The organism is Vibrio profundi (assembly GCF_005281835.1).
GTDB lineage: Bacteria > Pseudomonadota > Gammaproteobacteria > Enterobacterales > Vibrionaceae > Vibrio > Vibrio profundi.
Map to the genome: position 1 here is coordinate 108,177 of NZ_RZIS01000004.1, position 26,715 is coordinate 134,891.

The following is a 26,715-nucleotide window of genomic DNA, read 5'->3' on the forward strand; positions in this document are numbered from 1 at the left end:
GAATATCAAACAGTTACATTTTAGAAAAGAAGCTTCGGCTTCTTTTTTTGTTTTCGGTATTCTATTTATAGAACGATGTATCTAAGTGATTGTTCCGGCGAGAAATAACGCGTAAGTCGGTAAATGTGTAAATTGTGATGACACATTAACAGTTTCTTACGGAGTTTGTTCATTCCTCAACCGCTAGTCCTATTTTGTGCCCTATTTGCTGTGCTACTATAGCAATCTCATTTTCATACCAATTGTACGCATGTTAGAAGTCTCAAACTTAACCGCTATTCGTGACGAAAGAGTCTTATTTGAATCTTTATCATTCCAGCTTCAAGCTGGGGATCTTGTGCAAGTCGAAGGTCGAAATGGTACTGGTAAAACGACCTTACTCAGGATTATCTCTGGGTTGGGAGACCGAGATGAGGGTTCAATTGCGTGGAAAGGTGAGTCGATTCAATCTAATCGTGATGCGTACCATCAAGATTTATTGTTTCTAGGTCACCAGACAGGCGTCAAAAGAGAGTTGAGTGCGTACGAAAACTTACATTTCTATCAGTCTATTCATAGCTCGACCTCAACCAAAGACGATATCTATTTTGCTCTGACCCAAGTCGGATTGGCAGGGCGAGAGGATGTACCTGCTGGCCAGCTATCGGCAGGTCAACAGCGACGAGTCGCGCTAGCCCGTTTGTGGTTAAGTAAGCAAAAACTTTGGATTCTAGATGAGCCTTTGACCGCAATTGATAAGCAAGGTGTGAAAGTTCTAGAGTCGTTATTCATGAAACATGCAGAAAGTGGTGGAATCGTTTTATTAACCACTCACCAAGACATGTTTGCTGATAGCCCGAAACTAAAAAAAATAAAACTGGGTGAGTAAAATGATTTCTTCAATGACAACGATCATTCGTCGTGAGCTATTGATTGCTTTTCGCCGTCAGGCCGACATTTTTAACCCTCTGTGGTTTTTTATCATAGTGATCACATTGTTTCCTTTGAGTATTGGGCCTGAGCCAAACCTCTTAGCTCGAATTGCGGCAGGTATTGTTTGGGTAGCTGCGCTCTTATCGGCTTTGTTGTCTTTAGAACGATTATTTAGGGATGATTTTCAAGACGGATCATTAGAACAAATGATGCTGATGCCCATCCCGTTGCAGTTGGTAGTATTGTCCAAGGTCATAGCGCACTGGTTATTGACTGGATTACCATTAATCCTCATCAGCCCATTATTGGCGGTTTTGTTATCTTTAAACTTCGATACTTGGCTCTCTGTCGTGCTTACTCTTCTTGTAGGCACTCCGGCACTGAGCTTTATTGGAGCGATAGGCGTGGCGTTGACCGTTGGGTTACAAAAGGGTGGGGTATTACTGAGTTTGTTAATACTGCCTTTGTACATACCAATCTTAATTTTTGCCACGTCAGCCATCGATGCGGCAGCTCTTGGTGTCGCGTATAACGGACAGCTTGCGATTTTGGGTGCGATGTTTGTTGGGGCTATGACTATGACCCCGTTTGCGATAAGTGCCGCTTTACGTGTGAGCGTGAACTAATTCGAAATATAAGACTCATAGAGTCGTCTTAAAAATATAATAATTGCAGTAAGAAATATGCTGTAAGCAATATGAAGTAAGAGTGAGAAAAAATATGTGGAAATGGCTACATCCCTACGCCAAAGCAGAAACTTCCTACCAGTTGGCAGGTAAGCTTCTACCTTGGTTCTCAGTATTGGCCTTATTGTGCTTATCGGTTGGCACAGTATGGGGGCTAGCTTTTGCTCCTTCTGATTACCAGCAGGGCGATAGTTTCCGAATCATCTACATTCACGTTCCTTCTGCTATCTGGTCGATGGGCGTATACATGTCGATGGCAATCGCTGCCTTTATCGGCTTAGTGTGGCAAGTAAGGTTGTCAGACATGGCCGCTCTCGCTATGGCGCCAATTGGTGCTGTGTTTACTTTTATCGCTCTATTGACGGGTGCGGTTTGGGGTAAACCTATGTGGGGTGCTTGGTGGGTATGGGATGCCCGTTTAACCTCTGAACTCATTCTTCTATTTTTGTATCTTGGTGTTATCGCGCTTTATCACGCATTCGACGACCAAAAGACTGCGGCGAAAGCAGCAGGTATTTTGGCCATTGTTGGCGTAATCAATCTACCGATCATTCACTTCTCTGTTGAGTGGTGGAATACACTTCACCAAGGTGCAACGATCACCAAATTCGCGAAGCCATCCATTTCTAGCGATATGTTATGGCCACTTCTATTAAATATTTTCGGTTTTGCGTTCTTCTTTGGCGCTTTGACTATGGTTCGTTTCAGAAATGAAATCATCAGTAAAGAAGGTCATCGCCCTTGGGTTCGTAAACTTGCAGCTGAAAAAGCTCAGTGAGGTAATTAAATATGTATTTTGAATCTCTGAGTGATTTCTTTGCTATGGGAGGTTATGCCTCTTATGTGTGGAGCGCATTTGGAATCACCTATTTGTCGATGTTTATTCTATACATCGTGAGCATTCGTCGTGGCAAAAAATTGCTAAATGAAGTACAGGCTAAAATTGATCGCCAAGCGCGAATCGATGCAGCAAAAAATATGGAGAACACTCTATGAATCCAAGACGTAAAAAGAGGCTAGGGATCGTATTAGCTATCTTTTTGGGTATTAGTGCCACTGTCGGTTTGATGGTTTATGCACTGAATCAGAATATGGACTTGTTCTATACCCCAACTGAATTAGTGAACGGTAAACCAGACGGTACTAAGCCTGAAGTCGGACAAAGACTCCGTATTGGTGGCATGGTAGTAGTTGGCTCTGTTAAGCGTGACCAAGAATCACTGCGTGTGAGTTTCGACCTGGCTGATGTAGGCCCGAAAGTCACTATTTACTACGATGGCATCCTTCCAGATTTGTTCCGTGAAGGTCAAGGCATCGTAGCTCAAGGCGTACTAAAAGATGCGACAACGATTGAAGCGTTCGAAGTACTTGCAAAACACGATGAAGAATACATGCCAACTGAAGTGGCAGAAGCAATGAAGAAGACTCATGAACCATTGCAATATTCTTCTGAGCAAAAAGAAGGAAGCGCGAAATGATCGCTGAGATTGGCCAATTTGCCATGATCCTTTCGCTAGGCTTAGCTTTGTTGTTGAGCGTGCTGCCGTTATACGGTGCAGCTAAAAACAACACTATGCTAATGAATAGCGCAAGACCACTATCTTGGGGGATGTTCTTATTCCTCGCTCTGTCGTTTGTTATTTTATGTTATGCATTCTATACCAACGACTTTACCGTCGAATATGTCGCGAATAACTCGAATACGCAGCTTCCTTGGTACTATCGTATTACCGCAGTTTGGGGCGCTCATGAAGGCTCACTATTGCTTTGGGTATTGATTCAAGCAGGTTGGACAGTAGCGGTTGCTACGTTTAGCCGTGGTATGCCTCAAGAATCTGTTGCACGTGTATTGGCTATCATGGGCCTAATCACTGTTGGCTTCTTGCTGTTCATTATCGTGACATCGAACCCGTTCATCCGAACACTACCTTTCTTCCCGGTAGATGGTCGTGACTTGAACCCATTGCTTCAAGATCCGGGTTTGATTATTCACCCGCCAATGCTTTACATGGGTTACGTTGGCTTCTCGGTTGCGTTCTCTTTTGCTATTGCATCTTTGATGTCAGGTCGATTAGATACTGCTTGGGCTCGTTGGTCTCGTCCGTGGACTACCGCTGCATGGTTATTCCTAACACTAGGTATCGCTCTAGGTTCATGGTGGGCTTACTATGAACTTGGCTGGGGCGGCTGGTGGTTCTGGGATCCAGTAGAAAACGCGTCATTCATGCCTTGGTTGGCAGGTACTGCTCTAATGCACTCTTTAGCTGTGACAGAAAAGCGCGGCACATTTAAGGCGTGGACTGTACTACTAGCAATCTCTGCATTCTCATTGAGCTTATTAGGTACCTTCCTAGTTCGTTCGGGCATTCTTGTATCTGTTCACGCATTTGCTTCAGATCCAGCGCGCGGCATGTTTATCTTAGGCTTCTTAGTCTTCGTAATCGGTGGTTCATTACTATTATTCGCAGTTAAAGGTGCGGCGGTCCGCGTACGCGGAAACTTCGACCTTGTTTCTCGTGAAAATGCATTGCTAGGTAACAATATCCTTCTTATCGCAGCACTTGTTGTGGTGTTGGTTGGTACGTTATTACCGCTAGTTCATAAACAGATTGGTTTAGGTTCAGTATCTATTGGTGCACCGTTCTTCGACATGCTGTTCGCATGGTTGATGATCCCGTTCTCGTTCTTGCTCGGTATCGGTCCACTGATCCGTTGGAAGCGTGACAACTTATCTAAGTTGATCAAGCCAATGTTGGTGTCCGGCGCTATTTCATTTGGCCTAGGCGCACTGTTTGTGGTTCTTTTGGCGGAACGCTTTAACACGATGGCGTTTATCGGTTGGGTAATGGCGCTATGGATCATTAGCATGCACGGTTTCGAATTGTACGAGCGTGCGACTCACCGTGACACTTTCTTTAAAGGTATTAAGAAACTACAGCGTAGCCATTGGGCGATGATGTGTGGTCACATCGGTTTAGCGGTAACGGTGATCGGTATTGCAATGGTTCAAAACTACAGTATCGAACGTGATGTACGTTTAGCGCCGGGCGAAAGCTTCCAGCTAAACGAATACAACTTCTACTTTGATGGTGTGCGTGACAAAGACGGTCCTAACTACGACGGTTACATTGCTGACTTCGAAATAACGAAAGACGGCAAGTACATTAACACGCTTCATGCAGAGAAGCGCTTCTACACAACGGCTAAGTCGATGATGACAGAAGCAGCAATTGATCGTGGTATCACTCGTGACCTATACATTGCGATGGGTGAGCGTTTAGACGACAACAAGTCTTGGGCTGTACGTATTTACTACAAACCGTTCGTACGTTGGATTTGGGCTGGTTCATTGATTATGTCGATTGGTGGTGGTTTAGCGATCACAGACCGTCGTTACCGTTTCCGTAAAACTGAAAAAAAGAAGCAGCAGCTTGAAGAGCAGGAGGCATAAATGAACAAAAAAATTCTATTTATTCCGCTGATTGCATTTATGGTGCTAGCAATGGTTTTCGCCACCCAACTGGTTCGTAACCAAGGTGGCGATGATCCGACTAAACTGGAATCTGTACTGATTGGTAAAACGGTACCAGAGTTTCGTTTAGAAGATTTAGCAGAGCCAGGAAAGTTATACGATCAGGCTATTTTTAAAGGTGAGCCTTTGCTACTTAACGTTTGGGCAACTTGGTGCCCAACGTGTTACGCAGAGCACTCATACCTAAATAAATTGGCTGCTGAAGGCGTAAAGATTATCGGCCTTAACTATAAAGATGATCGTAATAAAGCGGTTCAGTGGTTAAACGAGCTTGGTAATCCATACCTTATTAGCTTGTTTGATGGTGATGGTATGCTAGGGCTTGACCTAGGTGTGTACGGCGCGCCAGAAACGTTTCTTATCGATGCAAATGGTGTCGTTCGCTACCGTCATGTTGGCGATGTAAACGATAGCAATTGGAATGAAACGCTTGAGCCTATGTATCAAGAGCTGTTAGAGGAGGCGAAATAATGAAACGTTTCCTACTCGCTTTAGTCGCAACGTTCGCAGTGTCACTCACTGCGACGGCAGCAATTGAAGTGTATGAATTTGAAACCTTGGATCAAGAGCAGCAGTTCAAAGACCTAAGTAATACACTTCGTTGTCCTAAATGTCAGAACAACACTATTGGCGATTCAAATGCTGAGCTTGCTCAGGATCTTCGTCAAAAAGTGTATGAGATGACAAAACAAGGTCAGTCAGAGCAAGAAATCATTGATTACATGATTGCTCGTTACGGCAACTTTGTTACTTATAATCCGCCTCTGACGATTGCAACCGCCATTCTTTGGGTTGGCCCGTTTGCAGTCATAATCTTCGGTTTTGGCTTAATTGTATTACGTAGCCGCAAAGGTAAATCGAAAGTGGCTGAGTCTAAAAAAGATTGGGACGCAGACAAAGAAGCGCGCCTAAAAGAGTTACTTGAAGAAGAGAACAACGACGGAGACAAAAGATAATGACGCTATTTTGGGTATCTACCATTGTTCTTACTCTTTTAGCCTGTGCTCTCGTGGCATTGCCGCTTTTAAAACAGAAAGCGAACAATGACGAAGCGTTGCGTGACGAGTTAAATAAAGCGTTCTATAAAGACCGACTCACTGAGCTTGAAGAGGAAACCGCGGAAGGTTTGGTCGAAGATCAGCAAGAACTGATTGCTGACTTAAAACAGTCTTTATTAGATGATATTCCGACACAAGAAAAAGTTCAGCAAACTAAAATGTCGACGATGGGAGTGCTTGTTCCTTCAGTCGCTTTAGTGATAGTTGTGACTTACGGAATGTACGCGAAGTTTGGTGCTGCAGATAAGGTTCAGCATTGGCAAGAAGTTAGTGCTAACTTACCAGCGCTATCTAAAAAGCTAATGTCACCAGATGGAACAGCGCTTACTGAAGATGAAATGTCTGATCTAACCTTGGCACTTCGTACTCGTTTACATTACCAGCCGAAAGACTCTACAGGTTGGTTGCTGCTAGGTAGAATTGCGCTAGCAAACCGTGATGCTGATACGGCTATCGATGCGATGAAAAATGCCTATCGTTTAGAGCCGAAAAACGATGATGTTCAGTTAGGTTACGCTCAAGCACTCATGCTTTCACCAGATGAAGCAGATCAAAATGAAGCAAGACTGCAGCTTAGTCGCTTAATTCAGAATGATTACGTCGATCTAAGAGTGTTCTCGTTACTGGCATTTGATGCGTTTGAACGTCAAGACTACCCTGGTGCTGTTAAGTACTGGAGTATCATGCAGCAAATGATTGGGCCAGAAGATAGCCGCTATGAAATGCTGAGTCGTAGTATTGAAAGTGCAACCAAGAAGATGGGTAGCAATATCGCAACAGGTAAAAGTGTAGCGGTTACATTGGACCTGGCTGATACAGTAAATGCAGATCCAAATTCTGTATTGATTGTTTCAGTGCACGGTGCAGACGGTTCACCGATGCCAATCGCAGCGGCACGTTACCCATTAGGCAGTTTCCCTCGTACTGTAGTACTTGATGATGGAAATAGCATGATGGAAGGCCGTAATTTGTCTAGTCTTGAAAGCCTAATGGTGCGCGCAAGACTAGATAGTGACGGTAACGTTGCTACTCGTGATGGTGACTGGTATGGCGAAAGTGAAGTCGTTAAATTGGGTGAACCAGTGACGATCAATATCGAGAAACAATACTAGGGCATTCCGATTCTTACCATTTCGGTATAAACTTGTTACAACGATTGAGGCCAGCGATTGCTGGCCTTTCTTTTTATAAACACTTCTTATGGAAAAGGCCACATGTCGACACGTGTATTTAGACTGACCTATGTGTTATTGCTAGCAAGTTTTGTTGTAGGTTGTTCTAGTGTTCCAGAAAATGAATCTTCCGATGGCGATCTACAAACGTCATCTTCTGAAGTCGATGAATCTCACCCGAATGACCCGTTCGAGAGTTTTAACCGTGCGATGTGGACGATTAACTACGATTATCTCGATCCTTACTTTGTTCGCCCTGTTTCACTTGCTTATGTTGATTACACGCCTGTTCCAGTTCGTACCGGTATTTCCAATTTCTTATCTAACTTAGATGAACCTTCTAGTATGGTGAACAACTTGCTCATGGGCAATGGTGAAAAGGCTCTTGATCACTTTAATCGATTTTGGATGAACTCCACGTTTGGTTTGTTAGGCCTCATCGATATCGCTAGCGCCGCTGGGATCACTAAGTACGATGATAAGTCCTTCTCTGATGCATTAGGTCATTACGGAGTAGGGAACGGCCCTTACTTTATGGTCCCGGGCTATGGGCCTGTGACAACACGTGAAGTCACTGAAACGGTCGATGGTATGTATGTACCTTTATCTTTACTGAATTTCTGGGCAGGTCTTGGCAAGTGGGCATTAGAAGGAATGGAATCACGCGCGATGTTGGCTTCGCAAGAGGCGATACTGCATGATTCACCAGATCCATATGCTCTAACACGTGAAATCTACATACAAAGACGTGACTTCAAAGCTGAAATCGATACAAATGAAGTTGATGAAGCGGAAGAAGATTATTTAGACGAATACCTAGACGAAGACTTCTAGGTAATATTTATCGATGAAAGAGAAAAAGCTTGGTGCATAGCACCAAGCTTTTTTGTATATCTAAGATAAAGGTTAGAAGCGGTAGTTCGCTTGAATACCTACAAGCCAAATACTGCCTGTTACTTCGCCTTCAAAGTCGCCACCGAACGGTGCTGAACTTGTGTCGTCTTCTAGCATTTTTGCATCTTTAGCAATGATGTACGTAAAGCCCGCGTCTAACGTTAGCTGTTCTGACCATTGGTAACCAGCACCAATACTTAGCCAAGTACGATCAGTTTCTGGAATAGTCGCTGTACGGTGCTCTTCGCTTACAGCCGAAGTGTCGTATGCAATACCAGAGCGTAATGCTAGCTTAGGAGTCATCTGGTAAGTTGTACCAATGGCAAAGCGGTAGTTATCTTCCCAGTTTTCTTCTTTGATTAATACCGATGGGTCGCTAGGGAAGTCTGCTACTAGCTTTTCGAAACTACTCCAATCAGTCCAGTTAATACTTGCGTGAATTGCTAGTGTTTCTGTTAATTGGTGAAATGACGCAATTTCAGCGGTAGCTGGAAGAGCTAGCTCCATGGAGCCGTCTTTCCTTACGCCTTGAGGCAAAGTGAATCCTGCACCTTCTGCGTAACCTTCTAAAGTTAGATCAATTTCAGATTTGTAAGTGAAACCTAAACGATGCTCTTCACTAATTTGCCACGCTGTACCTACTTGCCAACCCCAAGCGGTATCATCGCCTTCCATATATTTCAGGGTGTCGCCTTTACTAATAGCAAGCGGAGCGAAATCTGCTGCAGCTTTAGCCCCGAAGCTACCTTCAGCGATAACGTAGCGGATACCGCCACCTATAGATAGGTTATCTTGTACTTGATATGCAGCGTTTAGATTGACTTCTTTACTGATAACGCTGGCTTCATTTCCGTGGTTCGCGCCACCGAAATCATCTCCTAAATCCGTTTCCATTCCATAGTTTGTGCCGACAGCTAGGCCTAGAGCAAATTTGTCAGAATATTTATGAGAAATGTAAAGGTTTGGAATCACAGCATCGTGCGCAAAATCTTCAGATTTAGTCGCACCTGTACCGGATGTGCCTTCGATATCAATATTCGGATCAACATAGATTGCACCGATAGAAACCTGAGTGCCTTCAAGGTAAGTCAGCATTGCAGGGTTACGCCATTGAGCGCCAGCATTGTCGGCCATTGCCGCTTCACCTGCGTACGCGCGGCCAAGGCCTGTTGCTGAATATTCTGCAAGTTGGAAACCAGCGGCATTGGTAGCCGTTGAAGTTGAAAGTAAACCGAAAGCCACTGCGGCTGATAGGAGAGTCTTATTTGTTTTCATTATATTGTTCGCTGAACTATTTAAATTTAGTAGCGAGATTCTACGTTTAGAGTTATTACTTTAAAAATCGAATTCGAATAAAACAGTGTTTTAACAATTAAATTGTTAAATACGATGCTTTTATAGGTAAATTAACTGATTGTTTCATACTTATTGCAAAGTTTCAGCGAACACTTGTGTTCGAAATTATGCGTTGCGGGCAACATGTGTGCGCCGGAATAGAGAGGTAAAGGGAATGTTTCTTGGATTTTACGTATAGAAAAGGGTCGCGAAAGCGACCCTTTAAACTGATTTTCAAAGCTTTTGTTAGAAGCTTTGGCTATATTGTAAACCAACCAAAATAGCGTCTGCTTGAGTGGTAGCATTCACACCAGTAGAAATCGACGGACTGATCTGCGTGCTTTCAGATACCTTCACTTCCTCACCCATTAAATAAGTAAAGCCGAAATCGATATTAGAATCAGAATCAATGTGGTACGTAAAGCCTGCAGATAGCCACTGACGATCTGAATCCGGTACAGATATTGATGTTAGGTCATCTTGTGCACTTGTGTCATACATGTAACCGGTACGAAGTGTCCACGTATCATTTAGGTAGTATGTACCACCAATAGCGTAGTGCCAACCATCTTGCCATTGATACTGTTTGTCGTAAACACCTGAAGCTCCACCTACTGGGGATGTAGCCGCATCAAGGTTTCTGAATTCAATTTGGTCAAAATCACCCCAACCTATCCATTGTACAGAGTAATGTACGGCGAACTTGGTATCTTCAATTTTATGATACCCTGAAAACTCTGCCATATCAGGTAGCGGTAATGTAATTTCTTGCCCTTTATCGTCTTCAGCGACCATTTCTGGGCTATAACGATAAGCTAGACCAAAACGGTTATTTTCATCAAGCTCGTAGACTGTCCCTAGGTTAAACCCGACAGCCCAACCATCAGCTTTATCAACATTTAGTAAGTCGTTGCCACCTAGATTTGCATTCGCTGTACGTTTCATTGTGCCTTGACCATAGATAAGGTCTAAGCCAGCACCAACGCTCCATTGTTCATTAAGGCGGTATGAGCCAGAAAGGCCAAAATTAATACTCATTACGTCGGTTAAGCCGCCATATTCGGTTGCAACGTAATCATCTGAAAATTCCGTTTTAGTCCCGAAGTTTGAGTAAGCGTTTATACCCCACGCAAACTTGTCATTAACAGGTACAATCAGGTGAATATTAGGAGCTATAGATGTATCACCAACATCGTCAGTGTCTTCAACGGGGAATGTTGCAGTGTTAATGTTGTATTCGGCATCTTTCACTTCAATCATTGAAGTGATGCTTTCAAAACCAAGAGAAAGCTCAGTTTTGTCAAATAGTGCCATCGCTGCAGGGTTACGAGCCATAACCGATGCGTTATCTGCGATTACTGCATCACCAGCAAAAGCACGGCCGATACCGGTTGCTGATTGTGCGTTAAGTTGGAAGCCTGCTGCCATTGCTTGCGAAGAGGCTAGTGTCATCGTTGTAATAGTTACTGCTAAAAGAGACTTTTTAAACAGACGCGTTTGGTTAGTCATTTATTTATTCCTTTTTATTCCGCCTCTAAGGGCGATTTATTTGAGCAAATACTCAATGGTGGCTGATCCTATTCGCTAGTATACGATATAGAAATCCGACCACATCCTATTTTGAGTGGAAAATTATGAAAATGACGCGTATCTGTCAGGAAAATGATAGGAAATGCTGTTTTTTAGAGTTTTAACTCTAGCGATATTGGCGTGGTGAATGTGAACTTAATGAGCTATAGCGTGTCCGAGGCTCAATCTGAATATTGAGCCTCGGTACGATTAACTTGCAGGTTTGATGATAGAACTTAACTTTTCAGCGATTTTAGCGACATCTTCGCCATCTTCGCCCACTAAGATCATACTGCTATTGTCGATTGGCGTGACCATTCCAGACATGCCTTGTTTGTCAAAGTCGACTGCCTTATCGCTTGGAATCCCCGTCAGGAATAGGGTTACCTTGCCTTTTTCACCTTGGAAAACCATGTGCATTGCGTTTGATTTTCCGAATCCGCAGTGATTTAAGTAGTAAACATGGTAAGGGAATGCTTCATCAAACTGGTAAGCGAAAGGGTGCATTTTTGCGTTAATTTGCTGAGAAGTTACTTCCTCATCCAAAACGCTCACAAAACCGCTTTCATCTATTACGTGTTTAATTGCGGTATCGGCTAAGCTCGCTTGTGCGGGAGTAACGATAACATTCCCCCAATTCACTTGACCAACAAGCAGGCCACAGGCAAATGCGACTGACGCTGCCATCGCCATTGCGCGTTTAGCGAAATTAGGGCGAACGACATTCGTTTCTTCAGTGGAAGTTTGATTGAACAAGATTCTATCGGCGAGATCATCAGGCACGTCAACATGCATTGCATTGGCAATTTGTTTATCTAGTGACAGCACGTCATCTAGAAATTTGCTGTTGGCTTCACTTTCTGCTGCCGCGGCGATCATATCTTCGCTACGTAGCTTAGGATCCGACAAAACGCGACGACGAAATTCTAAATCATCCATTATGTTGCCCCTTTAGTGTGTCATCAGAATCCAGCATTTCTTTTAGCTGGTTTCTCGCTCGGAATAATCGTGTCATAACCGTATTTTTGTTGAGCTCAAGGATCTCACCAATTTCTTCACCACTGAATCCCCCAATGACTTGGAGAAAAAGCGGTTCGCGGTATTCCACTTCTAATTTCATTATCTGGGCTTGCAACCATACTTGCTGATGATGCGGGTCATCGCTGACTTTAGCATCATTACCATGGTCATCTATATCAACCAGATCAAACTGCTTGCGTTCGAAGCGGCGTGCGTTTTCTCGTCTCAATATAGTGATGAGCCAAGACTTTGCGGCTTTTTCATCTTGTAAGCTATCTAGCGATTTCCATGCCCTTAGGCAGGTTTCTTGTACTAGATCTTCGGCAATGCTTTTGTCTTTACATAACCAATAGGCATAGCGAAATAAATCACGATGGTAAGCACGAACAAGCGCTTCGTATTTTCTTTGTTTGTCCATATCAGAGTTGACCGGACGTTTTGCAGTTTTCTTTCCAAACATGTTAATTATCGACACATGAGCCTCCATTATTGCTCTGCGGATAGTTTATTTTTATACGTTGTGACGCGCTGGAAATCGTAGAATCGTATTAAAAATTGATCTACTTCAAAATCTAAGACCTCGATCCAGTTATAGTACACCTTGTCGTCTAGTTAGTCATTTTTGATTAACATGTTGAGCAAGATGACACTTCCTTTTGAAGGCTGACTTTACTTTCTCCTAATCAGGAAACTGATTATTTCAATTGGCGCAAGTTAATTGCTTTATATACATTCCAACCACACAGTTCTGTGTGGTTTTTTTTTGCCTAATTTTGACCGTTTTGGTGTCGAACCTGTTTAGCCTGTAATTGTTATTGTCGTGTATCAGCATCACGTTTACTTAAACGCGCGTTTGATTTAATTAACAACTTCTTTACAATGCTTCAGGTCTGACCTCTTAACCTCAAGGAGAAACCATGGGCAAACAGGAACTCAAAACTCGTTCGGGAGAGCGTGTTGCCGTTGTCGCAGGATTACGAACCCCATTCGCTCGCCAGAGTACTGAATTTAGCCAAGTGCCCGCGGTGGACCTGGGTAAAATGGTTGTAAGCGATATGCTTGCACGAACGGATATTGACCCAGCTTTAATTGAACAAGTGGTATTTGGCCAAGTGGTACAAATGCCAGAAGCGCCAAATATTGCGCGTGAAATCGTATTAGGCACAGGAATGAACATCCACACTGATGCTTACAGTGTGACTCGTGCTTGTGCGACGAGTTTTCAAGCGGCAGTTAATGTAACCGAAAGTATTATGGCGGGCGCGATTGATATTGGTATCGCGGGTGGTGCTGATTCATCCTCAGTATTGCCTATCGGAGTATCGAAAAAGCTCGCTGCGAACTTATTGGCATTAAGCAAAACGAAAACGGTTGGTCAGAAACTTAAGATTCTAAAATCTTTATCTTTTAAAGATTTGATGCCTGTACCTCCTGCGGTTGCAGAATACTCAACTGGCCTTTCAATGGGTCAAACTGCTGAGCAAATGGCTAAAACACACGGCATTACACGTGCAGAACAAGATGCCCTTGCTCACCGCTCTCATACTCTAGCCTCGCAAGCTTGGAAAGATGGCAAGATTCAAGATGAAGTAATGACGGCGTTTCCACAACCTTATAAAAAGTGGATCAGCGAAGACAATAATATTCGCCACGACTCAACACTAGAAAGCTACGCCAAACTGCGTCCCGCTTTTGATCGCCAGTACGGTAGTGTAACGGCTGCCAACAGTACACCTCTAACCGATGGCGGTGCGGCTGTCATGTTAATGCGAGAAGGCAAAGCCAAAGAGTTAGGTTTAGATATCCTTGGCTATATTCGCGGTTATGCGTTCTCGGCTATCGGTGTTGAAACTGACATGTTGATGGGCCCGTCTTACGCAACGGCGAAGGTGCTTGCGAATACTGGTCTTGAATTATCGGATCTGGATTTAGTGGATATGCACGAAGCTTTTGCAGCGCAAGCACTATCGAATGTGAAGATGTTCGCAAGCGATAAGTTCGCTCAAGAAAATTTAGGCCGCTCTAAAGCCATTGGCGAAATCGATATGGATAAATTTAACGTGCTCGGCGGTTCTCTTGCTTACGGTCACCCATTTGCGGCAACTGGTGCGCGTATGATGACTCAAACGCTACGTGAACTGAAACGTAGAGGCGGTGGATTAGCATTGAATACAGCGTGTGCGGCTGGCGGACTAGGTGCGGCAATGATTTTGGAGGCGGAATAATGTCAACGACGAGCGATCAAACAAACAAGATTGAAAATACGAATTCAACAGCATTTTCGTTAACGATTGACGAGCAGAACTTGGCTTGGCTGGCAATCGATGTACCTAACGAAAAAATGAACACGCTACAAGCGGCATTTGCTGAAGAAATGAAAGTCATTTTTGAGCAATTGAAAGAGAAGCAAAGCACCATCAAAGGGCTGATTGTTCATTCCCTTAAGCCGGACAACTTTATTGCTGGTGCAGATGTAAGAATGCTTGATGCATGTAAAACATCGGATGAAGCGGAGTCGCTTGCGCGTCAAGGCCAGGAAATGTTCCAGGCACTTTCAGAGCTACCATACCCAGTTGTGGCTGCTATTCACGGGCCTTGTCTTGGCGGCGGTTTGGAACTCGCGCTTGCTTGTGACTTCCGAGTATGTAGCGACTCGGATAGCACTCGTTTAGGACTTCCAGAAGTACAACTTGGTTTGTTACCAGGCTCGGGCGGCACTCAGCGTTTGCCTCGCTTAATTGGTTTGCTGCCGTCACTGGATCTTATTCTGACTGGTAAGCAACTACGCGCGAAGAAAGCCAAAAAAATGGGCGTTGTGGACGCGTGTGTACCAAATACGGTGTTGTTGGATGTAGCGAAAAGCTTCGTAGAAAAAAATGCGGGTCAAAAACCAGCGAAGCGTCCAGCAGCAAAAAATAAAGCGACAACTAAAGAAAAGCTGATTTCACGTAACAGCCTTGGCCGTAAAGTGATTTTCGAACAAGCTTCTAAGAAAACGAATCAGAAAACACGCGGCAACTATCCGGCGGCTGATGCTATTTTGGAAGTCATTCGCTACGGCCTAGAAAACGGTTTTGAAAAAGGCCTACAGTTCGAAGCGAAGAAGTTCTCTCAATTGGTGATGACTTCTGAATCGAAAGCGTTGCGTTCTATTTTCTTCGCGACAACAGAAATGAAGAAAGAAAATGGCAGCGATGCGGACCCGAAAGCAATTCAAAGAGTCGGAGTGTTAGGTGGCGGTTTGATGGGTGCAGGTATTAGCCATGTGAGCGTCGCTAAAGCTAAAGTGCCTGTTCGTATCAAAGATGTATCTAATGATGGTGTGCTAAATGCACTGAACTACAACTACAAGCTATTTGAAAAGCAGCGTAAGCGTAAGATTATTTCTAAAGCGGGCTTACAAAGCAAAATGCTTCAGCTTTCTGGTGGTATCGACTTTACGAGCTTCAAGCAAATCGATGTAGTTGTTGAAGCGGTATTTGAAGATCTTGATTTGAAGCAGTCAATGGTTGCTGATATTGAGAAAAACGCTAAACCTGAAACGATTTTCGCAACTAATACCTCTTCACTACCAATCCATAAGATTGCAGAAAAGGCAGAGCGCCCAGAAAACGTGGTTGGCTTGCATTACTTTAGTCCAGTAGAGAAAATGCCGCTGGTAGAAGTTATCCCACATGAAACCACGTCTGATGAAACGATTTCTACGGTAGTTGCGCTTGCGAAGAAACAAGGTAAGACGCCGATCGTTGTGAAAGACTGTGCTGGCTTTTATGTGAACCGTATTCTTGCACCTTACATGAATGAAGCTGCGCACCTGTTACTTGCGGGTGAGCCGATTGAAAAGCTAGACAACACAGTTCTAGATTTTGGCTTCCCAGTTGGACCAATCACTCTATTGGATGAAGTGGGTGTCGATATTGGCGCGAAAATCATTCCAATCTTGGTCAATGAGCTAGGTGAACGCTTCCAAGGACCTGATGTATTTGACGTGCTGCTGAATGACGGCCGAAAAGGGCGTAAGAGTGGTAAAGGCTTCTATACCTACAAAGGTAAGAAGAAAGAAGTCGATAAATCAGTGTATAAGCTTTTGAAATTATCGCCTGAATCTAAACTGTCAGATAATGACATCGCAATGCGCTGCGTATTACCAATGTTGAATGAAGCTGTTCGTTGTCTTGACGAGGGCATCATTCGAAGTGCTCGCGATGGTGATATTGGTGCGATCTTCGGTATTGGTTTCCCTCCATTCCTTGGTGGTCCATTCCGTTACATGGATCAAATTGGCATCAAAGTACTTGTCGATATGATGAATGACTTCGCTGAAAAATACGGCGATCGATTCGCACCTTGTGATGGTTTACTGACGAGAGCTGGCTTGGACGAAAGCTTTTACTAAGCGATCGGTAAAAGATTGATCAGTTAAAAACAAAAAGCGCTTACCATTGGTAAGCGCTTTTTTATGTATGTCGATGGTAATTAACCTAGACCACAATCTTTGGGTCTGAGCTGAAATTCGTCGATTGAGCCAATTTCTACGCCAATATCTAATGGATCTTCCTCGTGGTGGGCGTTACCTTGAGTGTGCATGATTAATCGGTTAGCGGTACGAGGTTTTAACTCGTTCACGACAAATCGAATCATATCGGAGCGCGATAGCGTCTTTAACTCTTCAAGTACAATTTCTCGCTGGTTAAAGTCTAGATCTTTGTTACCTATGGCAACCCAAAGTCGTTGGGCTCTTCCTCTTAGTGTGGTGTCTGGCGTAGAAATTTGGTTCCATAATCCGCGCTTACTGCTGTGCCATTGGTACTCGTTTAATTCGAGCAACACCATGTAAAAAGCGTTTAGAAATTCGTCAATCGAACTAATTAGATCGATAGGTGCAGCGTTGGGTGATTGGACGTAGCACACGATACCCGGGTGGCGGTTTAGTGGCATATTTCCGGTACCGACCATGTAACCCAGCTGCTGCTTGGTTCGAATCTCGTGGAAAAAGGCTGATGACATTAGGTGGTTAGCCAGAGAATACAACGCGATGCTTCTTGGTGTTGTGTCTGGGCACTGGTAATACACAACAATGGCGGAGTCTTCTTGGTCGCAGTTCACTTCACGCTGGAAGCTGCCATTTTCTCCAAGCATGATGAGTGGACGAAGCGATTCTTCATATTCTTGCCCATGTACGCGCAGCGCGTCTTTTAGGGTTGTCGCCATATTATGAGCGTCGGCTTGTTGCCAATCTCCAAATACAAACATTTCTACATGCAATTCGGCCAAAATTGCTTCTACAAATGGGGCTAATTCATCGACTTCGATGGTTTCTAACGCTTCAGCTAGCACCGAATAAGGTGGGTTGTTTGGCTGGAGAATACCAGTCATAGCATTGAAAAGTTGAGAAATAGGGCGATCTTGCGTTGAATTTCGCCAGTTTCTTAGTAACTGTTGTTTGATAGTCGCAAAGCGAACAGGGCTGAAGTCACGAGTAGAGAAGCGTTTAAGAATCATCTCAAGTAACTGGGGTTGTTTTTGACTGAAACCAGATAAGGTTAATGTCACCCCGCCTTGGTGGGAATACATGTTGTAGCCCATGCCTGCAATTTCAGCTTGATAAGTCTCTTTAGCGAGCGAGTCTAAAAACATTTCAACGCATAAACGAGTTTTGACGATATTTCGAGGGCTAGAGACAGAGTGTGGACTGTCGATCGCGATGTAAAGCACGCCTTTTGGAACTTGAAATTGACTATCTTGTAAATGCCATAGCTTGAAACCGTCTAAGTCTTCAATTAGTTCTGGGTACTGTTTTTCTTTCTCGAGTGGCGTTGGATCTAACTCATAGCAAATGAATGGGTTTTTATTGGGTAATACGAACTGCCAACCGGGGTCGACGATGAGAAAGGCTTGTTTTTGGTGCTCTGAAAACGCTTCAACAGAATAGGGCGTAAAGTACCACTTTGCACTTCGGTCATGTTCAAACCCATGTGCGATTAGCGTAGAGCGTAAGTTGTCTACTTTGAAATACGCAAAGATCGATTGCAGTAAGTCTTCGTCGTAATGAGACATTTTGTAATCGCCATACACCACATCTTCTTCTGGGTAATGCTGCATGTTGATCACTAAATGGCTGACGATATCGAGTGGTCTCGCTGGTTCTTGAAAGCGGAATGCGGATTCCAATACGGCTTGCTTTTCCAAATAGCGCCATTCTTCCATCCCTTGCTGCTCAATGAGTTTGAGGTATTGGAATAACGCTTGAGTGATTTCATCCGTTTTTGATAAGCCCTCTGGCGTTAGATTACAACTGACGGAAAAATCGCGGTAGTTACTGCCGTTCGCCCCACCACCTGCAGATAAAGAAGTGATCCAACCTTTTTCTTTCAGTTGCATCATCAAGCTTCCTTCGCCTTCATAGCCGAGCAGGTGAGCAAAGAAGGATAATGGCTTGGTGCCGTAATGTTCATCCATTCCCGGCATCGGGAAGGTTAAGATGAGTTTTCGGATTTCTTTAACTGGGTCAACCTTGACTTGAATGCCCGTACTATTGCCCGAATTGATTGGCTCCGTAATGGACTTGTTGGCCAGCTGGTGGTTTTCGATGCTTGAAAATTTATCTTCAACCCATTGCTGCATTTCATCTAACGCTTGATTGCCGCTTAGGGTCAATGTCATTAAATCGGCGGAATATTGCTTCTGGTGGAATTCGAGAATTTCTTGGCGAATTGATTGGCCGTTTCTGTCACCAAGAGTTTCTAAATTGCCGACAGAAAACTTGGCAAAGGGGTGATTCGGGTTAACGACTTCTTTGTGAACTTGATAGAGACGCCTGGAGTCGTCATTGAGCTTCATTTTGTATTCTGACTCGACCGCTTGTCGCTCTTTATCGAGTGCCTCTTCGTTAAATAAAGGTGCGCTGAAAAATTGGCTGAATCTATCTAATGCGGGTTCAAATGCATTTGGATCAATATCAAAAAAGAAGCAAGTGTGCTCTGTACCTGTCCAAGCGTTATTGCTGCCACCATGTTGGCTAATATAGCTTTGAAATTCGCCCACTTTAGGGTATTTTTCTGTGCCCAAAAAGAGCATGTGCTCAAGATAATGGGCTAAACCTTCTCTGTCTTGTGGGTCATCAAAGTGCCCCACGTTGACCGCCAGTGCCGCTGCTGCCTTTTGCGCATCTTCGTCACGAATTAAAAGAACTCGTAAACCGTTACTTAGGGTTAGGTAGCGGTATTGATGTTCGTCATTTGGGCTTAAATGCACAGGGCGTCTCCAGAGGTGGTGATTTTTAAATTATGTACCGTATATAAATTGGTGCAAATCTTGCTCTTATATTTTGGGATATAAATGCATTTTATTGCTGATGCTAAGAGTATTTAATTCTTTTATCAGATTGTTAAGAAAGTCGAACTCTTTATCAAGCTACTTGATATAATTATTTATATTGAAACGAGATTTACCTCGTTTAAGAATCAAATACCTAGGTAGCCATTGCTTTTATAAAACCGCTACTACGCCGATAGGATTAAATATGAAGATATTCATTATGCGTCATGGTGAAGCTGAACACTTTGCCGCTTCAGATGCAGAAAGAGCATTAACAGAACGTGGTAGAAAACTGTCGGTAGCCGTTGCTCAAGCAGCAAAGGAACAAGGCTTTCATCAGTTTGATAAGGTACTAGTGAGCCCTTATTTGCGCGCTCAGCAGACTTGGCAAGAAATCTCGACGGTATTTTCCGGCACTAAAGTTGAAACGTGCGACGATATCACGCCATATGGAGAGTCGGATCAGGTGTTCGATTTTACGTTAGCGCTGGCGGAGGTGGAAAAGCTTGATAGTGTGCTATTTGTTTCGCATTTGCCTCTCGTGGGGTATCTTACTGCTGAGTTTGTCAAAGATATGATGCCGCCAATGTTTCCGACATCAGGTTTAGTATGTGTCGATTATGACCTAGAGCGTCAAACTGGCGAACTATTGTGGAACATTAACCCTTAATTAGGGGACAAGTGGCAACACGGCACATTATTGTTAATGCGCCGAGTGAACACTGAATGAGTCATTGAAAATTGTCAGCCTCGCCTAATTTGGGTGGGGCTTATTTTTCTGGGATAGACAGTAAAACGAGCAAAGCGCCGTTTCCGCCGAACTCTAAAGGGGCTTGGTGAAATGCCATGACATCCGGGTGTTGGGCGAGCCACAACGGCACTTTTTGTTTAAGGATGTGTTTGCCAATACCATGCTGTACACAGGCACACGCTACACTTTCTTTTACGCAGTGAGCAATCATTGCGCCTAGTTCTCGTTTGGCTTCTTGCTGAGTCATACCGTGCATATCTAAGTAAACATCGGGTACGTATACGCCGCGTCTCAGCCGTTTGACTTCGTATTTAGACACGTCGTCGCGAGCGTAGCGGGTTGGGCCGTCTTCATTTAAGTGTGGAATGAATTCGTCGGAGAAATAAAACTCACTGTCACTCGCTTGTCGTGCTGTGCGAGTAATTTCTTTTTGTTTGGTATTTCTTTTTGGTTGCTGGATTATGGTATCCTGTTGCAACTTTTTAACGCCCTTTACTGCATCGTTGAATAAGGCGAAATCGTCATCGAAGTCGGTGTCTTTTTTGCTCATCAGCTTATGAATTCTAATTTGAAACGTAATTAGCAGTATTGTAGCGCTTTTCGGAGACAATTTTGGATAAGATTTTTGTAGAAGAAGCGGTATCAGAACTACACACGCTTCAAGATGTGATTCGTTGGACTGTTAGTCGCTTTAACGCTGCTGGCCTATTTTATGGCCACGGAACGGATAATGCGTGGGATGAGGCGGTACAACTTATTTTACCTACTCTTTATCTGCCGATTGATGTTCCTTCGCATGTTTTAAATTCTCGCCTAACGAGCAGCGAGCGCCTGCGTATTGTTGAGCGTGTGATTAAGCGTATCAACGATCGTACGCCAACGGCTTACTTAACCAACAAAGCGTGGTTCTGCGGCCTTGAGTTCTTTGTCGATGAGCGCGTACTTGTGCCACGTTCACCTATCGGTGAATTGATTGAAGCACAATTCCAACCTTGGTTAACAGAAGAACCAGTTCGTATCATGGATCTATGTACGGGCAGTGGTTGTATTGCGATTGCGTGTGCGCATGCCTTCCCTGAGGCAGAAGTAGACGCGATTGATATTTCTACAGAAGCGCTGCAAGTTTCAGAGCAAAATGTTCAAGACCACGGTATGGAGCAGCAAGTATTCCCAATCCGTTCTGATTTGTTCCGTGATTTACCAAAAGAAAAGTACAATCTGATCGTATCGAACCCACCGTATGTGGACGAAGAAGATATGAACAGCTTGCCAGACGAGTTCACTCATGAGCCAGAGCTTGGCCTAGCAGCAGGTTCTGACGGCTTAAAGCTTGTACGTCGTATTCTTGCTAACGCGCCAGATTACCTAACAGACGATGGCATCCTAATTTGTGAAGTGGGTAACTCAATGGTTCACATGATGGATCAGTACCCAGAAATTCCGTTTACTTGGATCGAGTTCTCTAACGGTGGTCACGGCGTATTCATGATGACTCGTGAACAGTTAGTTGCTTGTGCAGATGAGTTCTCTATCTACAAAGACTAACGTAGTAAACAGAGTTATCGAGCAATAAAAATAAACGTCAGCGATATGCTGGCGTTTTTTATGCGTGTTAATTTTTTCTATACGGGTTAAATCGGCAAATTGCTCGTCTTTAGGGGTTTACATCAAACCGTAATAAAGACACTATGAAATAATGAAAAATTAAAGTGTAAAGCCCATTTTACAGGGCTGAATAGGTTGAGGAAGCAATGGCAGGAAACAGTATCGGACAACATTTCCGAGTAACGACATTCGGAGAAAGTCACGGTATCGCACTAGGATGTATCGTAGATGGATGCCCACCAGGACTAGAAATTTCAGAAGCAGATTTACAGAAAGATTTGGATCGCCGTCGTCCGGGTACGTCTCGCTATACGACTGCTCGTCGTGAAGCCGATGAAGTGAAGATTCTGTCTGGTGTATTTGAAGGCCAAACAACAGGTACATCTATCGGTCTGTTAATTGAAAATACCGATCAACGCTCTAAAGATTACTCTGAAATCAAAGACAAATTCCGTCCTGGTCACGCCGATTACACTTACCATCAAAAATATGGTGTACGTGATTACCGTGGCGGTGGTCGTTCTTCTGCTCGTGAAACGGCAATGCGTGTTGCGGCGGGTGCGATTGCTAAAAAGTACCTAAAACAAGAGTTTGGTGTAGAGATTCAAGCTTACCTTTCTCAAATGGGTGACGTTTCAATTGATAAAGTTGATTGGAACGAAATCGAAAACAACGCATTTTTCTGCCCAGACGCAGATAAAGTACCAGAGTTCGATCAAATGATTCGTGACCTTTTGAAAGAAGGCAACTCTATTGGTGCGAAGATTCAAGTGGTTGCAACCAAAGTACCGGTTGGCCTCGGTGAACCAATTTTTGATCGCTTAGATGCTGATATCGCACACGCTCTGATGAGCATTAACGCTGTAAAAGGCGTTGAGATTGGTGATGGCTTTGACGTTGTGAGCCAGAAGGGTAGTGAACATCGTGATCCACTGACACCTGAAGGCTTCACGAGCAATCACGCTGGTGGCATTCTTGGTGGTATCTCGACGGGTCAAGATATTGTGGCAAGCATTGCGCTGAAACCAACATCAAGTATTACCGTACCAGGCGATACGATTACTAAAGATGGCGAACCGACACAGCTAATCACTAAAGGTCGTCATGATCCATGTGTAGGGATTCGTGCGGTTCCAATCGCTGAAGCGATGCTAGCGATTGTACTGCTAGACCACCTATTGCGTCATCGTGGACAAAACTTTGGTGTGACAACAGAAACACCTAAGATTTAAGCTTCATTTCGATTTAAATAGCGCCTAACGGGCGCTATTTTTTTGCATGAAATGTGGCGGAAGTAATTTTGCTAACTCTTCCCAAATAACCTTACTGGCTTTCGTCCTAGTACTTTTCCCCAAGCACACCAATTGAATTGGTACAGTATCTTCAATGCAATAGTCGGGCAGTATTTTAACGAGTTCGCCAGATTTGATTTCGTGCTCGATAAAATTTGGGTCAATCATGGCAATGCCTAGACCATCTTTTAACATTTCGACCAGGGCTCTAGCATCATCGCTCGTTAGGGTTCTTTCAACTTGAACAGATTCAACTGTGTTAATTTCAGACTTAAATGGCCAACAGTCGTGTACGTGAGTCTTGTTTTTAAAGACTAAACATTGATGGTGAATGAATTCGCGAGGGTGTATAGGCATTGGAGCCGTATGTAGGTACTCAGGACTGGTCACAAAGCACCATGACTTATAGCCAATCGTCCTTGCCACCATTGGAGAGTCGGGTAGGTGGCCGATACGAATCGCGATATCGATTTTATCGTCTAACAAGTCGACATTGTTGTCATCGAAACTTAAATCCAACTGAACGTCAGGGAAGCGCTGAATAAGGGTTTTGATGTGTTGAAGTAGGTATCGATGGCCGATCAGGGTAGAACAGCTAATTTTTACAACGCCACTGGGTTCAATCTGCTGCTGAGAGATAAATTCGTCAACACTATTCATTAAACTAGGCAGTGTGTCAGTCACCCTTAAAAGGTTCTCGCCGCTTTCGGTCAAAGCTAACTTACGAGTCGTTCGCTGAATCAACCTCTGTCCCATCATATTTTCAAGTTGGGCTATTTTTTTACTTACAGAAGGACGAGGCAGTTGCAGTTGATTGGCTGCGGCTTGGAAACTCCCGAGCTTCGCGACTAATCGAAATACGACTAAATAGGGCAGAACTTTATGAGTTTCTAGGTTATTGGTATCCATTTGGAACTAAACTATTACCTAATTGGTGTCTTATTGAGCGTTTTACTTTCCATTATTCTTGTACAGAATTCAATCAAGGAGATGGACTAATGGGACTCAACACATATTTGATTACAGGTGGTACGGCAGGAATAGGTCTCGCTGCGGCGACGCGGTTCGTTGAGCAAGGGCATCATGTGGTGATTACTGGAAGGAGTGCTGAGAAGTTAGAAAGAGTGTCAGCGCTATTAAACGGTGATGTCACCGCAATCCTATGTGACAGTGAACAGCATGACGATACCGTCGCCTTAGGAAAGCAGCTACAGGAACAAGGGGTTCAGTTAGACGGTGTAGTGTTGAATGCAGGTGTGTACTTCCCCAACTCGTTCGGTGTAACCACTTTAGAGCAATTCGAGCATACGATGAACATCAACTTTAGAGCACCATTTTTCATATTACAATCGCTGCTCCCGGTCATCAATCATTCAAGCAGTGTTGTGATGGTTTCTAGTATTGTGGTGGATAAAGCCTTTGCCGACTCATCTATTTATACCGCAAGTAAAGCAGCGCTCGAAGGACTTGTTGCCACGTTAAATTTAGATTTAGCCGACAGAGGTATTCGAATCAATAGTGTGAGGCCTGGGGTAACGGCGACAGAAATTCAGAAGAAGGCGGGCATATCAGCAGAGGGCTTTGGTGAGCTACAAGAAGCGATGACTTCAACGCCACTTGGACGAATACTTGAAGCGTCAGATATCGTCCCTTCTATAGAGTTCCTTCTTTCAAAAGGATCCATTGGAATGCGTAATGCCGTACTTGAGATCGACGCTGGGTTAGGTTTGTAAGCGTGTAAGGTATTCTGGTGCAAGTTCATTGCACCAGAATATGAAGTTTAGTTAAAAGCTAGTGAATTGAGCCTTCACCTTCGAGATGGAAAGAAGGCAAGCGCCACTTGAAACGAACGGCTGCCATTCTTAATGTGTATCCGACCACCAGCGTGACGATGGTGCTGGTGACATCATTAATTCCAAACTCCAACAGCGTGAGGTAAAGACCAGACGCCAACAACGCAACGGATGCGTATAGCTCTTCATGCAGAACCAGTGGTGTTTGGCGACAGATCAAATCACGCAACAAGCCGCCAAAGACGCCTGTTACCAAAGCTGACACCATACAAATTCCTGGGTGCAATCCCATATTGATCGCGACTTTGGTACCAATGATGCTAAAGACGATCAAACCTAGCGCATCCAATCGAATGAATAGCCCTTTTAGTTTGATTACCCATTTTGCAAGCCCTGTGGTGATGACTCCCGCGACACAGGTGATGGCTAAAAACTCAGGGTTTTCCACCCAACCTAGTGGGTAGTGACCCAGTAATATATCTCTTACTGTTCCGCCACCAATGGCTGTCGCGCTTGCGACCAACATAACTCCAAACCAGTCCATTTTTTGTTTTCCAGCGCTGAGTGCGCCAGTCATCGCTTCTGCCGTGATGCCGATGATATACAAAACACTTAGTAGCATTGCATTATCTCTTGATAATAGGTCTATAAAACCGAACGGTATTAATTGCAGGATATAAAAAGAAGCGAGAGTGTAGTGGCAAAGCAGCTGGATGGCGAATGAAAATTAGTACTTCGAAGCTGCCTTTCAGATTAGCTTTAGTAATACTGAGGTGATAAGTAGGGCTTTACCTCGACAGCAAAAAAAAGCAGAATGCCTCGGTTATCCGTCACATCCTTTTTATAGTGCTATGACTCATCAATACCAAGACATTATCGAAATCTTTAACCGCACATTTTTTGATTCATTCAACACCAAGTTAGAGCTAGGTGGAGATGAGCCAATCTACTTGCCTGCCGATGAAAAAGTGCCTCACCACAGAATCATTTTTGCTCGTGGTTATTACGCGTCAGCGTTACACGAAATTGCTCATTGGTGTGTGGCAGGGCCAAAGCGTCGTTTGCTAGAAGATTTCGGCTATTGGTATGAGCCAGATGGTCGTACAGAACAAGTGCAAGCGGAGTTCGAAAAAGTTGAAGTTCGCCCTCAAGCCTATGAATGGATTATCGCGAAAAGCGCAGGCTTTCCTTTTAATGTTAGCTGTGACAATCTACACGGCGATTTTGAACCTGATCGCTTGGCCTTTATGAATAAGGTCCATAAAGAGGTAATAGGGATATTTGAACAAGGTATTCCTGTGAGAGTGAAGATGCTGTCTGATGCGCTTCGTCATCATTACCAAGTCGAGCCTTTATGTGTTAGCCAATTTATCGTGAAATAAGAGAATACAATGATTATAGAATTCGAAGAAAAGCTTCTAGAACTTATCGACGCACGTATTGAGTCGGCTTCTGATGATGAGTTATTTGCTGGTGGTTACTTACGTGGTCACATTTCTCTTTCAGTTGCATCATGTGAAGAAGAAGGCATTGAAGATTTAGCGGAAGTGAAAACTCGTATTGAACAAAGCTTAGAAGATGCGCGTTCTGAATTAACGCCAGCAGACCGTACTATCGTTAACGACCTATGGGTTGAATTGCAAAACCTTGCATAACGATGGTTCTAAATGTGATTCTAAACTCATTCAAAATATCTGAATGAGTCTGTAGGAATTTTCTGGTTGTTCGAATTTGGGGGTAAGTTATTCTGAACCTACTTAAAGAGAACGACCAAGAAGG

Annotated in this window: 26 protein-coding genes; 18 read left to right on the plus strand and 8 right to left on the minus strand. The window is 43.9% G+C overall.

All coding sequences use genetic code 11. The features are described 5' to 3' along the window. Positions 1–250 precede the first annotated feature (250 nt). The 10 genes from ccmA (at position 251) to ELZ11_RS11925 (ending at position 8,194) form a co-directional block, all read left to right on the plus strand. Positions 251–868: a cytochrome c biogenesis heme-transporting ATPase CcmA gene (gene ccmA, locus ELZ11_RS11880; RefSeq protein ID WP_137357631.1), complete on the plus strand. Its 618-nt coding sequence runs from the start codon at positions 251–253 to the stop codon at positions 866–868. Position 869: 1 nt separating this feature from the next. Further along, positions 870–1,538, plus strand: a complete 669-nt coding sequence (gene ccmB / locus ELZ11_RS11885) for a heme exporter protein CcmB (protein WP_137357632.1) — start codon at positions 870–872, stop codon at positions 1,536–1,538. A gap of 94 nt (positions 1,539–1,632) precedes the next feature. Continuing rightward, positions 1,633–2,376 (plus strand): heme ABC transporter permease, encoded by a 744-nt coding sequence (locus ELZ11_RS11890; protein ID WP_137357633.1) that lies wholly within the window; start codon positions 1,633–1,635, stop codon positions 2,374–2,376. Positions 2,377–2,387: 11 nt separating this feature from the next. Then, positions 2,388–2,594, plus strand: a complete 207-nt coding sequence (gene ccmD, locus ELZ11_RS11895; RefSeq protein WP_137357634.1) for a heme exporter protein CcmD — start codon at positions 2,388–2,390, stop codon at positions 2,592–2,594. Continuing rightward, positions 2,591–3,076 (plus strand): cytochrome c maturation protein CcmE, encoded by a 486-nt coding sequence (gene ccmE / locus ELZ11_RS11900; RefSeq protein WP_137357635.1) that lies wholly within the window; start codon positions 2,591–2,593, stop codon positions 3,074–3,076. The genes ccmD and ccmE overlap by 4 nt, the downstream gene beginning before the upstream one ends. Beyond that, positions 3,073–5,049 carry a heme lyase CcmF/NrfE family subunit gene (locus ELZ11_RS11905; RefSeq protein WP_137357636.1) on the plus strand — a complete coding sequence of 659 codons (1,977 nt, stop codon included), beginning with the start codon at positions 3,073–3,075 and terminating at the stop codon, positions 5,047–5,049. The genes ccmE and ELZ11_RS11905 overlap by 4 nt, the downstream gene beginning before the upstream one ends. Continuing rightward, positions 5,050–5,601 (plus strand): DsbE family thiol:disulfide interchange protein, encoded by a 552-nt coding sequence (locus tag ELZ11_RS11910; RefSeq protein WP_137357637.1) that lies wholly within the window; start codon positions 5,050–5,052, stop codon positions 5,599–5,601. Next, positions 5,601–6,086: a cytochrome c-type biogenesis protein gene (locus ELZ11_RS11915; RefSeq protein ID WP_137357638.1), complete on the plus strand. Its 486-nt coding sequence runs from the start codon at positions 5,601–5,603 to the stop codon at positions 6,084–6,086. Before ELZ11_RS11910 ends, ELZ11_RS11915 begins: the two co-directional genes overlap by 1 nt. After that, positions 6,086–7,300, plus strand: a complete 1,215-nt coding sequence (gene ccmI, locus ELZ11_RS11920) for a c-type cytochrome biogenesis protein CcmI (RefSeq protein ID WP_137357639.1) — start codon at positions 6,086–6,088, stop codon at positions 7,298–7,300. The genes ELZ11_RS11915 and ccmI overlap by 1 nt, the downstream gene beginning before the upstream one ends. A 102-nt stretch (positions 7,301–7,402) precedes the next feature. After that, positions 7,403–8,194, plus strand: a complete 792-nt coding sequence (locus ELZ11_RS11925; RefSeq protein ID WP_137357640.1) for an MlaA family lipoprotein — start codon at positions 7,403–7,405, stop codon at positions 8,192–8,194. A gap of 72 nt (positions 8,195–8,266) precedes the next feature. On the opposite strand, the gene ELZ11_RS11930 is transcribed toward ELZ11_RS11925, so the two are convergent. The 4 genes from ELZ11_RS11930 to ELZ11_RS11945 form a co-directional block, all read right to left on the minus strand. Further along, positions 8,267–9,529 carry an outer membrane protein transport protein gene (locus tag ELZ11_RS11930; RefSeq protein WP_137357641.1) on the minus strand — a complete coding sequence of 421 codons (1,263 nt, stop codon included), beginning with the start codon at positions 9,527–9,529 and terminating at the stop codon, positions 8,267–8,269. A gap of 306 nt (positions 9,530–9,835) precedes the next feature. After that, positions 9,836–11,098, minus strand: coding sequence for an outer membrane protein transport protein (locus ELZ11_RS11935; protein WP_137357642.1), 1,263 nt, complete (start codon positions 11,096–11,098; stop codon positions 9,836–9,838). A 270-nt stretch (positions 11,099–11,368) separates the two neighbouring features. Then, positions 11,369–12,097, minus strand: a complete 729-nt coding sequence (locus tag ELZ11_RS11940; RefSeq protein ID WP_137357643.1) for a DUF3379 domain-containing protein — start codon at positions 12,095–12,097, stop codon at positions 11,369–11,371. After that, complete coding sequence (locus ELZ11_RS11945; RefSeq protein ID WP_208746711.1) at positions 12,090–12,638, minus strand: sigma-70 family RNA polymerase sigma factor; 549 nt, start codon at positions 12,636–12,638, stop codon at positions 12,090–12,092. Before ELZ11_RS11945 ends, ELZ11_RS11940 begins: the two co-directional genes overlap by 8 nt. A gap of 457 nt (positions 12,639–13,095) precedes the next feature. Between ELZ11_RS11945 and fadI the strand changes: the two genes are divergently transcribed. Together fadI and fadJ are read left to right on the plus strand one after the other, a co-directional pair. After that, on the plus strand, positions 13,096–14,403 hold the full coding sequence (fadI, locus tag ELZ11_RS11950; RefSeq protein ID WP_137357645.1) for an acetyl-CoA C-acyltransferase FadI: 1,308 nt from the start codon (positions 13,096–13,098) through the stop codon (positions 14,401–14,403). Beyond that, a complete protein-coding gene (gene fadJ / locus ELZ11_RS11955) occupies positions 14,403–16,574 on the plus strand; it encodes a fatty acid oxidation complex subunit alpha FadJ (RefSeq protein ID WP_137357646.1) in 2,172 nt (723 codons plus the stop codon). Before fadI ends, fadJ begins: the two co-directional genes overlap by 1 nt. A gap of 80 nt (positions 16,575–16,654) precedes the next feature. Here the strand turns inward: fadJ and ELZ11_RS11960 are convergent, their stop codons facing one another. Further along, positions 16,655–19,432, minus strand: a complete 2,778-nt coding sequence (locus ELZ11_RS11960) for an insulinase family protein (RefSeq protein WP_137357647.1) — start codon at positions 19,430–19,432, stop codon at positions 16,655–16,657. 268 nt (positions 19,433–19,700) lie between these two features. Between ELZ11_RS11960 and sixA the strand changes: the two genes are divergently transcribed. Further along, positions 19,701–20,165 (plus strand): phosphohistidine phosphatase SixA, encoded by a 465-nt coding sequence (sixA, locus tag ELZ11_RS11965; protein ID WP_137357648.1) that lies wholly within the window; start codon positions 19,701–19,703, stop codon positions 20,163–20,165. 100 nt (positions 20,166–20,265) lie between these two features. Here the strand turns inward: sixA and smrB are convergent, their stop codons facing one another. Continuing rightward, on the minus strand, positions 20,266–20,796 hold the full coding sequence (smrB, locus tag ELZ11_RS11970; protein ID WP_137357649.1) for an endonuclease SmrB: 531 nt from the start codon (positions 20,794–20,796) through the stop codon (positions 20,266–20,268). 62 nt (positions 20,797–20,858) lie between these two features. Between smrB and prmB the strand changes: the two genes are divergently transcribed. Both prmB and aroC read left to right on the plus strand, forming a co-directional pair. Further along, positions 20,859–21,791, plus strand: a complete 933-nt coding sequence (gene prmB / locus ELZ11_RS11975) for a 50S ribosomal protein L3 N(5)-glutamine methyltransferase (RefSeq protein ID WP_137357650.1) — start codon at positions 20,859–20,861, stop codon at positions 21,789–21,791. A 206-nt stretch (positions 21,792–21,997) separates the two neighbouring features. Next, entirely contained in the window at positions 21,998–23,083 is a 1,086-nt protein-coding gene (gene aroC / locus ELZ11_RS11980) for a chorismate synthase (protein WP_137357651.1), read from the plus strand. Positions 23,084–23,107: 24 nt separating this feature from the next. On the opposite strand, the gene ELZ11_RS11985 is transcribed toward aroC, so the two are convergent. After that, positions 23,108–24,052: a LysR family transcriptional regulator gene (locus ELZ11_RS11985; RefSeq protein WP_137357652.1), complete on the minus strand. Its 945-nt coding sequence runs from the start codon at positions 24,050–24,052 to the stop codon at positions 23,108–23,110. An 89-nt stretch (positions 24,053–24,141) separates the two neighbouring features. Here ELZ11_RS11985 and ELZ11_RS11990 point away from each other — a divergent pair, with 89 nt between their 5' ends. Beyond that, positions 24,142–24,876 (plus strand): SDR family NAD(P)-dependent oxidoreductase, encoded by a 735-nt coding sequence (locus ELZ11_RS11990; protein ID WP_137357653.1) that lies wholly within the window; start codon positions 24,142–24,144, stop codon positions 24,874–24,876. 58 nt (positions 24,877–24,934) lie between these two features. Here ELZ11_RS11990 and ELZ11_RS11995 read toward each other — a convergent pair whose 3' ends face one another. Then, complete coding sequence (locus ELZ11_RS11995; RefSeq protein WP_137357654.1) at positions 24,935–25,558, minus strand: trimeric intracellular cation channel family protein; 624 nt, start codon at positions 25,556–25,558, stop codon at positions 24,935–24,937. 229 nt (positions 25,559–25,787) lie between these two features. Between ELZ11_RS11995 and ELZ11_RS12000 the strand changes: the two genes are divergently transcribed. Together ELZ11_RS12000 and ELZ11_RS12005 are read left to right on the plus strand one after the other, a co-directional pair. Further along, positions 25,788–26,318, plus strand: a complete 531-nt coding sequence (locus ELZ11_RS12000; protein ID WP_137357655.1) for an elongation factor P hydroxylase — start codon at positions 25,788–25,790, stop codon at positions 26,316–26,318. A gap of 9 nt (positions 26,319–26,327) precedes the next feature. Next, positions 26,328–26,591, plus strand: coding sequence for a YfcL family protein (locus ELZ11_RS12005; RefSeq protein ID WP_137357656.1), 264 nt, complete (start codon positions 26,328–26,330; stop codon positions 26,589–26,591). Positions 26,592–26,715: the final 124 nt, after the last annotated feature.

Excerpts from the sequence above, each read along its gene's own strand:
- ELZ11_RS11910 (WP_137357637.1), top strand. The coding sequence starts at position 5,050 with ATGAACAAAAAAATTCTATTTATTCCGCTGATTGCATTTATGGTGCTA.
- fadI (WP_137357645.1), top strand. The coding sequence starts at position 13,096 with ATGGGCAAACAGGAACTCAAAACTCGTTCGGGAGAGCGTGTTGCCGTT.
- ELZ11_RS11890 (WP_137357633.1), top strand. The coding sequence starts at position 1,633 with ATGTGGAAATGGCTACATCCCTACGCCAAAGCAGAAACTTCCTACCAG.
- ccmD (WP_137357634.1), top strand. The coding sequence starts at position 2,388 with ATGTATTTTGAATCTCTGAGTGATTTCTTTGCTATGGGAGGTTATGCC.
- ccmI (WP_137357639.1), top strand. The coding sequence starts at position 6,086 with ATGACGCTATTTTGGGTATCTACCATTGTTCTTACTCTTTTAGCCTGT.
- ELZ11_RS11985 (WP_137357652.1), bottom strand. The coding sequence starts at position 24,052 with ATGGATACCAATAACCTAGAAACTCATAAAGTTCTGCCCTATTTAGTC.
- ELZ11_RS11915 (WP_137357638.1), top strand. The coding sequence starts at position 5,601 with ATGAAACGTTTCCTACTCGCTTTAGTCGCAACGTTCGCAGTGTCACTC.
- ccmA (WP_137357631.1), top strand. The coding sequence starts at position 251 with ATGTTAGAAGTCTCAAACTTAACCGCTATTCGTGACGAAAGAGTCTTA.
- fadJ (WP_137357646.1), top strand. The coding sequence starts at position 14,403 with ATGTCAACGACGAGCGATCAAACAAACAAGATTGAAAATACGAATTCA.
- sixA (WP_137357648.1), top strand. The coding sequence starts at position 19,701 with ATGAAGATATTCATTATGCGTCATGGTGAAGCTGAACACTTTGCCGCT.
- ELZ11_RS12005 (WP_137357656.1), top strand. The coding sequence starts at position 26,328 with ATGATTATAGAATTCGAAGAAAAGCTTCTAGAACTTATCGACGCACGT.
- ELZ11_RS11925 (WP_137357640.1), top strand. The coding sequence starts at position 7,403 with ATGTCGACACGTGTATTTAGACTGACCTATGTGTTATTGCTAGCAAGT.
- aroC (WP_137357651.1), top strand. The coding sequence starts at position 21,998 with ATGGCAGGAAACAGTATCGGACAACATTTCCGAGTAACGACATTCGGA.
- ELZ11_RS11935 (WP_137357642.1), bottom strand. The coding sequence starts at position 11,098 with ATGACTAACCAAACGCGTCTGTTTAAAAAGTCTCTTTTAGCAGTAACT.
- ELZ11_RS12000 (WP_137357655.1), top strand. The coding sequence starts at position 25,788 with ATGACTCATCAATACCAAGACATTATCGAAATCTTTAACCGCACATTT.
- ELZ11_RS11940 (WP_137357643.1), bottom strand. The coding sequence starts at position 12,097 with ATGGATGATTTAGAATTTCGTCGTCGCGTTTTGTCGGATCCTAAGCTA.
- ELZ11_RS11905 (WP_137357636.1), top strand. The coding sequence starts at position 3,073 with ATGATCGCTGAGATTGGCCAATTTGCCATGATCCTTTCGCTAGGCTTA.
- ELZ11_RS11990 (WP_137357653.1), top strand. The coding sequence starts at position 24,142 with ATGGGACTCAACACATATTTGATTACAGGTGGTACGGCAGGAATAGGT.
- ELZ11_RS11995 (WP_137357654.1), bottom strand. The coding sequence starts at position 25,558 with ATGCTACTAAGTGTTTTGTATATCATCGGCATCACGGCAGAAGCGATG.
- ELZ11_RS11945 (WP_208746711.1), bottom strand. The coding sequence starts at position 12,638 with ATGTTTGGAAAGAAAACTGCAAAACGTCCGGTCAACTCTGATATGGAC.
- ccmE (WP_137357635.1), top strand. The coding sequence starts at position 2,591 with ATGAATCCAAGACGTAAAAAGAGGCTAGGGATCGTATTAGCTATCTTT.
- smrB (WP_137357649.1), bottom strand. The coding sequence starts at position 20,796 with ATGAGCAAAAAAGACACCGACTTCGATGACGATTTCGCCTTATTCAAC.
- ELZ11_RS11930 (WP_137357641.1), bottom strand. The coding sequence starts at position 9,529 with ATGAAAACAAATAAGACTCTCCTATCAGCCGCAGTGGCTTTCGGTTTA.
- ccmB (WP_137357632.1), top strand. The coding sequence starts at position 870 with ATGATTTCTTCAATGACAACGATCATTCGTCGTGAGCTATTGATTGCT.